This window comes from Cupriavidus sp. R6-3 (assembly GCF_059772245.1).
The window spans coordinates 1-8,692 of the sequence record NZ_JCBAJO010000201.1 but is presented as its reverse complement, the minus strand read 5'-3'; the positions used below and the strand labels follow the sequence as shown (position 1 = coordinate 8,692).

Annotated in this window: 13 protein-coding genes and 1 tRNA gene; 5 read left to right on the top strand and 9 right to left on the bottom strand. The window is 65.7% G+C overall.

The features are described from left to right. Together AC6EI8_RS21300 and AC6EI8_RS21295 are read right to left on the bottom strand one after the other, a co-directional pair. On the bottom strand, nucleotides 1-457 hold a 457-nt coding region (locus AC6EI8_RS21300), incomplete at its 3' end, for a hypothetical protein (RefSeq protein ID WP_498382796.1). A 110-nt stretch (nucleotides 458-567) separates the two neighbouring features. Then, nucleotides 568-966 carry a hypothetical protein gene (locus tag AC6EI8_RS21295; protein WP_498382795.1) on the bottom strand — a complete coding sequence of 133 codons (399 nt, stop codon included), beginning with the start codon at nucleotides 964-966 and terminating at the stop codon, nucleotides 568-570. Nucleotides 967-991: 25 nt separating this feature from the next. On the opposite strand from AC6EI8_RS21295, the gene AC6EI8_RS21290 reads away from it, so the two are divergent. Then, the gene (locus tag AC6EI8_RS21290) at nucleotides 992-1,153 is read left to right on the top strand and encodes a helix-turn-helix domain-containing protein (RefSeq protein ID WP_498382794.1); all 162 of its coding nucleotides are present in this window, start codon (nucleotides 992-994) and stop codon (nucleotides 1,151-1,153) included. Between the two features lie 98 nt (nucleotides 1,154-1,251). On the opposite strand, the gene AC6EI8_RS21285 is transcribed toward AC6EI8_RS21290, so the two are convergent. From AC6EI8_RS21285 to AC6EI8_RS21275, 3 genes are all read right to left on the bottom strand, one after another. Further along, on the bottom strand, nucleotides 1,252-1,629 hold the full coding sequence (locus tag AC6EI8_RS21285) for a hypothetical protein (protein WP_498382793.1): 378 nt from the start codon (nucleotides 1,627-1,629) through the stop codon (nucleotides 1,252-1,254). Nucleotides 1,630-1,675: 46 nt separating this feature from the next. Then, on the bottom strand, nucleotides 1,676-2,338 hold the full coding sequence (locus tag AC6EI8_RS21280) for a hypothetical protein (RefSeq protein ID WP_498382792.1): 663 nt from the start codon (nucleotides 2,336-2,338) through the stop codon (nucleotides 1,676-1,678). A 19-nt stretch (nucleotides 2,339-2,357) separates the two neighbouring features. Next, nucleotides 2,358-2,447 (bottom strand) — tRNA-Ser (locus tag AC6EI8_RS21275). 442 nt (nucleotides 2,448-2,889) lie between these two features. Between AC6EI8_RS21275 and AC6EI8_RS21270 the strand changes: the two genes are divergently transcribed. Continuing rightward, nucleotides 2,890-3,381 carry a glycine zipper 2TM domain-containing protein gene (locus tag AC6EI8_RS21270; RefSeq protein WP_149317954.1) on the top strand — a complete coding sequence of 164 codons (492 nt, stop codon included), beginning with the start codon at nucleotides 2,890-2,892 and terminating at the stop codon, nucleotides 3,379-3,381. A 105-nt stretch (nucleotides 3,382-3,486) separates the two neighbouring features. Here AC6EI8_RS21270 and hemW read toward each other — a convergent pair whose 3' ends face one another. Genes hemW through rph form a run of 3 tightly spaced genes read right to left on the bottom strand, consistent with a single transcriptional unit; the run spans nucleotide 3,487 to nucleotide 6,142 of the window. Further along, entirely contained in the window at nucleotides 3,487-4,740 is a 1,254-nt protein-coding gene (gene hemW / locus AC6EI8_RS21265; protein WP_498382791.1) for a radical SAM family heme chaperone HemW, read from the bottom strand. Beyond that, nucleotides 4,737-5,426 (bottom strand): RdgB/HAM1 family non-canonical purine NTP pyrophosphatase, encoded by a 690-nt coding sequence (gene rdgB / locus AC6EI8_RS21260; protein ID WP_498382790.1) that lies wholly within the window; start codon nucleotides 5,424-5,426, stop codon nucleotides 4,737-4,739. Before rdgB ends, hemW begins: the two co-directional genes overlap by 4 nt. Beyond that, nucleotides 5,423-6,142: a ribonuclease PH gene (gene rph, locus AC6EI8_RS21255; RefSeq protein ID WP_226108212.1), complete on the bottom strand. Its 720-nt coding sequence runs from the start codon at nucleotides 6,140-6,142 to the stop codon at nucleotides 5,423-5,425. The genes rdgB and rph overlap by 4 nt, the downstream gene beginning before the upstream one ends. Before the next feature lie 341 nt (nucleotides 6,143-6,483). On the opposite strand from rph, the gene AC6EI8_RS21250 reads away from it, so the two are divergent. The 3 genes from AC6EI8_RS21250 (at nucleotide 6,484) to rpoZ (ending at nucleotide 8,455) form a co-directional block, all read left to right on the top strand. Next, complete coding sequence (locus AC6EI8_RS21250) at nucleotides 6,484-7,419, top strand: YicC/YloC family endoribonuclease (protein WP_149317957.1); 936 nt, start codon at nucleotides 6,484-6,486, stop codon at nucleotides 7,417-7,419. A gap of 155 nt (nucleotides 7,420-7,574) precedes the next feature. After that, nucleotides 7,575-8,171, top strand: coding sequence for a guanylate kinase (gmk, locus tag AC6EI8_RS21245; protein ID WP_187829170.1), 597 nt, complete (start codon nucleotides 7,575-7,577; stop codon nucleotides 8,169-8,171). An 80-nt stretch (nucleotides 8,172-8,251) separates the two neighbouring features. Further along, nucleotides 8,252-8,455, top strand: coding sequence for a DNA-directed RNA polymerase subunit omega (gene rpoZ, locus AC6EI8_RS21240; RefSeq protein WP_006578656.1), 204 nt, complete (start codon nucleotides 8,252-8,254; stop codon nucleotides 8,453-8,455). A 23-nt stretch (nucleotides 8,456-8,478) separates the two neighbouring features. On the opposite strand, the gene AC6EI8_RS21235 is transcribed toward rpoZ, so the two are convergent. Next, a partial coding sequence (locus AC6EI8_RS21235; RefSeq protein WP_498382789.1) for a hypothetical protein occupies nucleotides 8,479-8,692 on the bottom strand: 214 nt, incomplete at its 5' end.

Genomic DNA, 8,692 nt, shown 5'->3' with positions numbered 1-8,692 from the left:
GCGCGCTCTCGGACAGAATGCCGTAGAGCTTTGCGATGCCGGGATACCGCTTGTCGCACTTTTCAAGCACCGTCATGATGTTGACGGACTGATGTTCCGTCGATCCGTCCCGCGAGCCGAGCAACAGCGTGGCCGTCTTGTCACTGAAGGCGTGAAAGCTCAGCTTGCCATCTAGCACCTGTTGCATGAGTTTGTTGAGGTAGATCAACGTGGCCAATGACTCAAATCCGCTTCGTAGCAGAATGCGCGCACCCAAGCCATGCCCTTGTTGATGCAGCGCGTAGGACGGAGTCATCAGATCATTGAGACGCCAAAACACCGCCTCGCGCAACATCCAGACCCGAAAGGTCGCTCTCCATTTGTATGCGACAGGGTTGCGGGATAGTAGACCGCCAACCGGAATGCTGGATAGAAGCGAATGCTTCCAGTTAGCGAGGTACTGTTCGACGCCGTTCATAGTGGCCCCTGTGATTGGCCTTCCAGATAGGAAGCCGAAGCGCCATCCTACCGCACAAAAGAAATGCGCTCCTGTTTGGAAGCGCATGCGGGTGCTGCCGGGTGCTTGACTTACTTGGCGGCAGCGCGCGTCAACCCCATGAATTTCCTCCAGCCATACAGTTCGATAAGGGCATTGTTCTCGTTCCATCCCCTTTCAGCGGCGACAGGCTTTAGCTCTTTCGGCTGCATGTTGCCGTGCTGGTCAAGGTATTCCCACACGGCAGCACACGCGCCACCAGTGCGCGGGCGCTTGACCCCGTTGCGCTCCTCTCGCTGTGGGGCGGCAGGGGCCGCTACAGGCCGCTTTTTGGCAGTGGCCGCCGTTGCGGTACGGGCAGTGCTCGCGCTGGCGCCACGCGGCCCGCTTGCCGGTGTGGGCACCACACCAGCCTTGTCGACCGCGGGTGCCACCTTCTGCTTCCAGCCGAAGCGCACGCCTCCGTCATTCTTGTAAACGGTGATCTGCACCGACTCCGAAGGAACGCCTGCGGCGATGGCGGCACGCTTGGCGTTCTCGCGCTTCGTGTCCCGTCTTGAAAGGGGAATAAGGCAGCCGACCATAACGACCCTGATCGGTATTGGTCAAGCGTTGGGGATTCCCGCTGCGGAGTTGGTGCGGGAGACAGAGAAGGAATACCTGCGACGGGGTAAGTAGTGTTGACGGCTGCGCGGCGCTAGCGGGCGGCTGGGGCCGCGATCACCACAGGGCCGCCGCCAGGGGGGGCGGCGCGCGGCGGCTTGTACGTTCCAATGCTACCGAATCTTAAACTTGGCTGGCTTCGGGTCTCTCGCCTGGTATTTGCCTATCACATTCACACCATCTTTCTTATAGGCGTCGATCCACAACTCGACCATCGCGTCGCATTTGCCACGGACGATGTCTTTCAAGCTGTCGCCCATATATGCACAGCCAGCGATGACTGAGGTTGACAGGTCCTCATCAGGATTCCAGATCGCGATGCAATGGCCGTCTTCAACTTGACTATGTGCATTGCCGACCACGAGGAGGGGCTTCTCTTCCCCGTCCACCTTCGCAGTGATCAACAGCCGGAAAGTGCCGCCGTGGTCAGCACTCCCACGCAATACAGCATTGAACAAGCTAGCCGTGATGCCTTTGATTTGATCGAGCATGGGACAATCACCTTGACGTTATGAGAGCTCAAACGAACAGTACGGCCTAGCCGTAGATTCGCTCGTAGGTTTCACGGGCGTATTCGAGCATGGCCACATTGTTCTCTTTGAGGTTCTTGCGAATGTCTTCTGGCTCAATAGCCATCATGTCCTTCAGGAGCTGCAGAATTTCCGGGTGTTCCCAGTTCCATGTTGGCGAGCCGATGACGGTCATGAAAGCTTCGAGCCTGTCGAAATGCCATGTCAGCATGGCGATTGCGTTCTGGCACTTCGCGTAACCATCGAACTTGAAGACTTGTCCCTTCGTTGCTAGGGATCTGAGCTTAATTGCTGACGGCTGAACGGCTTCTAGCACCTCCAGCAAACGCTTAGCGTCGCGCTCACCATTCTTCTGGATATAGGCAATTGCGCCCTTGACCGCATTGTCTGCCGGCTCGCCGCTTTCCCACGTCGGCACGTGGCTTTCCATTCCGATTTTTGCCATCTCCAACAGCGTGATGGGCTTTGGTACTTCTGTGAGGTAGGTGTGGGTAGCTTCGATAAGGGCATCAAGGAATTCCGCTTCCCTCTTGGCCTTATCCTGTCGCTGCCAGTTCTTCAACGCAATGAACGCGATGATGGCCGTTGCCACAGGGGCAAACGCCTTAATGACCTCAAGCCAACTGATGCTAGTGATCGCGTCAAAGGACCAGACAAGGGCGTCGCACATCCGCATTCTTCGTTTGTGTTGGCGGAAGCGGTGGGATTCGAACCCACGAACGGGTTACCCCGTTGCTAGTTTTCAAGACTAGTGCCTTCAACCGCTCGGCCACGCTTCCGTTTTGTGATGCGCTAGGAATCCGCTAAACAGTGCCTGTGGTAAGCACCGCGCTGAGCCTAGTAACCCATTGTTTTTGTTGCCCTTTCTTCCCCGTGCTGGCGTCAAGGCCGCCAGTTTTCAAGACTGTTGCCTTAAACCACTCGGTTACGTCTCCAGTCCCCTTGATGGCCGGCCTTGCGACCGGCCGCGCATTATAGCAAGGCGGGTTGGGCCCGGGAAACGGGGCGGCAAACGGGCCGCGGAAAGGCCGCGGAAAGGCCGCGGAAACGGGCAGGGAAACGCCTCGTTACACATCTTGCACCGCGGGAAGACAAGAAACGCGGGCTGTCGGCGTCCGTCCGACATCGCGGAACCTTGTCTGGATGTATATCTCCTAGGGCAGGAGGGAGCGGCGCCGCGCCGCATCCCGTCTCTTCTCGTCCCAGTCAGGAGAACATTAAATGAATGGCAAGACTTTGTTGGGCACCGCTGCGCTGGCCGCGGCAATCGGCACCGCCGGCTGCGCGGCGCCCGGTGGCGGTTATGGCTACGGTGCCCCCAATGCCGGCTACCAGACCGGCCAGGGGGCCTACCAGGCGCCCGCGGGCTCGGTGTTCTACGGCCGCGTCGAAGCGATCGAGCCGATCCAGCAACCGCGCGGCGCCAGCTCGGGTCTGCTCGGCACGGTGATCGGCGGCCTCGCCGGCGGCCTGCTCGGCCACCAGATCGGTGGCGGCCGCGGCCAGACCATCGCGACCATCGGCGGTGCGGTGGCGGGCGGCGTGGCCGGCAACCAGATCGAACAGCGCGCCACCGGCGGCATGGAAACCGTCTATCGCGTGCACGTGCGCCTGGACGATGGCCGCATGGCCACCGTGACGCAGCGCCAGGCCAACAATCTGCAGGTCGGCCAGCGCGTGCAGGTCGCCAACGACATGGCGTCGCCGATCTGACGCAGACGCGATGTCCCTCGCTGCGATGGCAGCGTGAGATGGAAAAAGGCCGCAAGTCTGAACTGCGGCCTTTTTCTTTGGTGCGGCGGGTTCGGCCGCTGCGCCTCACGACTTCAGGAAGATCTCCTGCAGGTCGTTCAGGAAGCGCCGGCCCAGCTCGGTCGGGCGGATCACGGTCGGGTCCGGGTCCAGCAGGCCCTTGTCCGTCGCCAGCGCCAGCTCGCGCCGGATCGCATGCAGCGGCAGGCCGGTGTGGTCGTGGAACAGGCTCGCCGGCACGCCGTCGGTCAGCCGCAGCGCGTTCAGCATGAACTCGAACGGCAGCTCGGTCGCATCGACGTCGCGCGCCTCCTGTACCGCGCTGCCGGCCATCGCCTGCGCCATATAGGTGGCCGGATGCTTGTAGCGCATCTGGCGCAGCACGCGATGCGGGAACGACAGCTTGCCGTGCGCGCCCGCGCCGATGCCGAGGTAGTCGCCGAAGCGCCAGTAGTTCAGGTTGTGGCGCGCCTCGCGATGCGGCTGCGCATAGGCCGAGGTCTCGTAATGGCGATACCCGGCCTCGGCGGTGCGCGCCTCGATCCAGTCCTGCATCTCGTAGGCGGTGTCGTCGTCGGGCAGCGCCGGCGGAAAGCGCGCGAACAGCGTGTTCGGCTCCAGCGTCAGGTGGTACAGCGACAGGTGCGAGGTGCGGTACGACAGCGCCGTCTCGACGTCCTGCCGGCACTGCGCCAGCGTCTGTTGGGGCAGCGCATACATCAGGTCCAGATTGACGTTGTCGAAGTGGCGCAGCGCGATGTCGATCGCGGCCCGGGCCTCGGCGCCGCCGTGGATGCGGCCCAGCGCCTGCAGGTGTTCGTCGTCGAAGCTCTGGATGCCGATCGACAGCCGGTTGATGCCGCTGGCGCGATAGCTGGCGAAGCGTTCGGCTTCGAAGGTGCCGGGGTTGGCCTCCATCGTGATCTCGGCATCGGCGTCCAGCGGCAGCAGCGCGCGGATGTCGGACAGCAGACGGTCCATGCCGGCGGCCGACAGCAGGCTCGGCGTGCCGCCGCCGATGAAGACCGTATGCACGGGGCGTCCCCAAACCAGCGGCAGCGACTGCTCGAGGTCCGCGCGCAGCGCGTCCAGGTATGCGGCCTCGGGAATCTCGCTGCCGTCGGGCGCCGCGTGCGAATTGAAGTCGCAGTACGGGCATTTGCGCACGCACCAGGGCACATGCACAAACAGCGACAGCGGCGGCGAGGCCGGCAGCGAGATCTGCCCCGGCTTGAGCCACAGGCCGACGCTGTCGCCGCCCGATGCAGCAGGGGCGGGCGCGGCGGCGCCGGAAGCCGGGACGGGAACGATCGGAATCATGGCTGGCCGTGGGCGGCGGTGGGGGCGGTGGGGGCGGCCGCATCCCGGCGCAGCCGCTCGCACAGCGCCTGCAATGCCAGCGCACGATGGCTGACGCGGTTCTTCTCTTCGGCCGACAGCTCGGCGGCGGTCTTGCCCAGCGCCGGCAGCAGGAAGTACGGGTCGTAGCCGAAGCCGCCGTCGCCGCGCGGGGTGTCGACGACCTCGCCGTCCCAGCGGCCCTCCGCGATGATCGGGCACGGATCGTCGGCATGGCGCACCAGCACCAGCACGCAGTAGTAGTGGGCGCGGCGGTTGGTCTGGCCCGCCAGTTCGGCGATCAGATGCGCGTTGTTGGCGGCGTCGCTCTTCTCCTTGCCGGCCAGCTGCGCGTAGCGCGCCGAATAGACGCCGGGCGCGCCGCCCAGCGCATCGACGCTGATGCCGGAGTCGTCGGCCAGCGCCGGCAGGCCCGACAGGCGGCTGGCATGGCGCGCCTTGGCCAGCGCGTTCTCGACGAAGGTCACGTGCGGTTCCTCGGCCTCGGGGATGCCCAGCTCTCGCTGCGGCACCACGTCGAAGCCCAGCGGTGCCAGCAGCGCGCCGAACTCGCGCAGCTTGCCCGCGTTGTTCGAGGCCAGCACCAGGCGTTGCGGCGCGCGCATCGCGATGCCCGTCGTCATGCCCGCGTTCATGTCCGCCGTCATGCCAGATCCAGCGCCTGGCGCTGCATCGTGACCAGCTGGGCGATGCCGCGCTCGGCCAGCTGCGTCATCGCGTCGAGCTGCGCGCGCGAGAACGGTACGCCCTCGGCGGTGCCCTGGACCTCGACGAAGCCGCCGCTGCCCGTCATCACCACGTTCATGTCGGTGTCGCAGGCGCTGTCCTCGGCGTAGTCGAGGTCGAGCACCGGCACGCCGTCGACCATGCCGACCGATACCGCGGCGACGAAGTCGCGGATCGGGCTTGCGGTAATCAGGCCGTCGCGCAGCATCACCGAGACGGCGTCGTGCGCGGCGACGAAGGCGCCGGTGATCGCGGCGGTGCGGGTGCCGCCATCGGCCTGCAGCACGTCGCAGTCGAGCTGCAGCGTGTATTCGCCGAGATTGGACAGATCGAACACGGAGCGCAGCGCGCGGCCGATCAGACGCTGGATCTCCTGCGTGCGCCCCGACTGCTTGCCGCGCGCGGCCTCGCGGTCCGAGCGGGTATGGGTGGCGCGCGGCAGCATGCCGTATTCGGCCGTCACCCAGCCTTCGCCGCTGCCCTTCTTGTGGGGCGGCACCTTGGCCAGCACGCTGGCGGTGCACAGCACCTTGGTGTCGCCGAAGGCGGTCAGCACCGCACCTTCGGCGTGCCGGGTGTAATGGCGGGTCAGGGTGATCGGGCGCAGCGCATCGGCCGCGCGTCCACTGGGTCGCATGGAGGCTCTCTTGGAAGGGAAATCGGGGAACAGGCGCGATTTTAACGCCGGGCGGCGCGGGACGCTGGCGGGGAGGGCGGCGCGCGGGCGGTCGGACGCCAGGATGGGGTCCGGCGATGGAGCCGGCCACGGAGCCCGCGATGGGCGGGTATGGGCCTGGCATGGGTCCGCGTGGCTGCGCCATGGGTCCGCATGGGCCGGACCGCGCCCCCGCGGGGCCCGCGGGGCAAAGTTCTTTACAATACAGTGTTCATTACAGTGTTGGTCAGCCCACCTGCCGGGCCGGCCGCGATCGCCGCGCCGTGCGGTCCTCGCCGCCAGCCCCTTCAAGAGACGAATCCATGATCCATAGCATGACCGGATATGGCCTGGCGACGCGCCAGGCACCGCTGACCGACGCGCATGGCGCGCCCAGCGGCAGGACCGCCGCCGTGTCGGTCGAATTCCGCACCGTCAATTCGCGCTTCCTCGATCTGCTGTTCCGCGCGCCGGAAGAATGCCGCGCCTTCGAGCCGGCCCTGCGCGAGATGCTGATGGCCAAGTTGTCGCGCGGCAAGCTCGAGTGCCGCATCAACCTGCAGCGCACCGACGCGGGCGGCGCGGCGCTGGCGCTCAATACCGGGCTGCTGGCGCAGCTGCGCGAGCTCGAGGCCACCGTCGCGCAGACCTTCGACCAGGCCGGCACGCTGCGCATGGGCGAGATCCTGCGCTGGCCCGGCGTGCTGATCGAGCCCGAGCTGTCGCAGGACGCGCTGCGCGAAGCGGTGCTCGGCGCCGCCAAGGACGCGCTGGCGCAGCTGCTCGAAGCGCGCCGCCGCGAGGGCGATGCGCTCAAGGCCACGCTGGTGGACCGCATCGACGCGATGCTGGCGATCGTGCAGCGCCTGGCGCCCGCGGTGCCGGACCTGATCGCGCAGCATCAGGAAAAACTGACCGAGCGCCTGCAGGAGGCCTTCAACCTGGTCGCGCCGAACGGCATGCCGTCGATGTCGCGCGACGAGATCGGCGAGCGCATCCGCCAGGAGGCGACCGTCTACGGCATCCGCATCGATATCGCCGAGGAGCTGTCCCGGCTCGAGGCGCATCTGAACGAGACCCGGCATATCCTCGACAAGGGCGGCCAGGTCGGCAAGCGGCTCGACTTCATGATGCAGGAGCTGAACCGCGAGGCCAACACGCTGGGCTCGAAGGCCGCGGCCAAGGAGCTCGCCGATGCCTCGATGGAGCTCAAGCTGCTGATCGAGCAGATGCGCGAACAGATTCAAAATCTCGAATGACCAACATGAGCGACCCGACTCAGTCCCATCCTTCGTCCCAGTCTTCGCCCAACGCGCAGTCCAGCGCGCCGGCGCAATCGTCCGCGCAGGCGTCCGCGCAACCGGTGGCGCAAGCGCATACCGCGATCGACACCGTCTACCCCGGCAACCTCTTCATGGTGGTGGCCCCGTCGGGGGCGGGCAAGTCCACGCTGGTCAACGCGCTGCTGGCGCAGGACCCGTCGATCCGCCTGTCGATCTCGCACACCACGCGGCCGCCGCGTCCGGGCGAGCAGGATGGACGCGAGTACCACTTCACCACGATCGAGGCCTTCCGCGAGGCGCGCGATCGCGGCGAGTTCCTTGAATGGGCCGAGGTCCACGGCAACTACTACGCGACCTCGCGCGTCTGGATCGAGCAGCAGATGGCGCACGGCCACGACGTGCTGCTGGAGATCGACTGGCAGGGCGCGCAGCAGGTGCACAAGCGCTTCTCCAACGCGGTCGAGGTCTTCATCCTGCCGCCGTCGCTGACCGCGCTCGAGGAGCGCCTGCGCAAGCGCGGGCAGGACGAGCCCAACGTGATCGTGCGGCGCCTGCTGGCGGCCGGCAGCGAGATGGCGCATGCCTCCGAAGCCGACTACGTGATCATCAACGACGTGTTCGAGGAAGCGCTGGAAAAGCTGCGCTGCGTGGTGCGTGCCACGCGCCTGCGTTTCTCGTCGCAGAAGGCCCGGCACGCCGATCTGTTCATCGAACTCGGCATCCACTGAAACGCGAGGCCGCGGGGCCGCGGGCCACCTGCGGTAAAATGGCGGCCATCGCATAGGTTCTGTCTCAAGGTAGATTTGATATGGCGCGTATTACCGTCGAAGATTGTCTGAAACACATCCCGAACCGCTTCGAGCTCGCGCTCGCGGCGACCTACCGCGCGCGCCAGCTGGTGCAGGGGCACACGCCGAAGGTCGAGGCCAAGGACAAGCCGACCGTGGTGGCACTGCGCGAGATCGCGTCGGGCCAGGTCGGCATCGAAATGCTGAAGAAGGTGCCGACCTGATTTACGGCTGGCGGCCCGGTCTTTCAACGGCATTGCGAACTCCTCTGGAATCCCGCCCGATCGTCGCTCTGGTCGACCGGATTGCCCTGATCGCACTCGTTGCCCACGTCTGAACCACAGGCCGCCATCATGCCCTCGTCGCCGCGCTCTTCCTCGCGATCGTCGCCCAAACCGGGCAGCACGGGGGAGACGCGCGCCGCGGCGCGCACCGGCGCGCCCAACATGCCCGATCCCCTG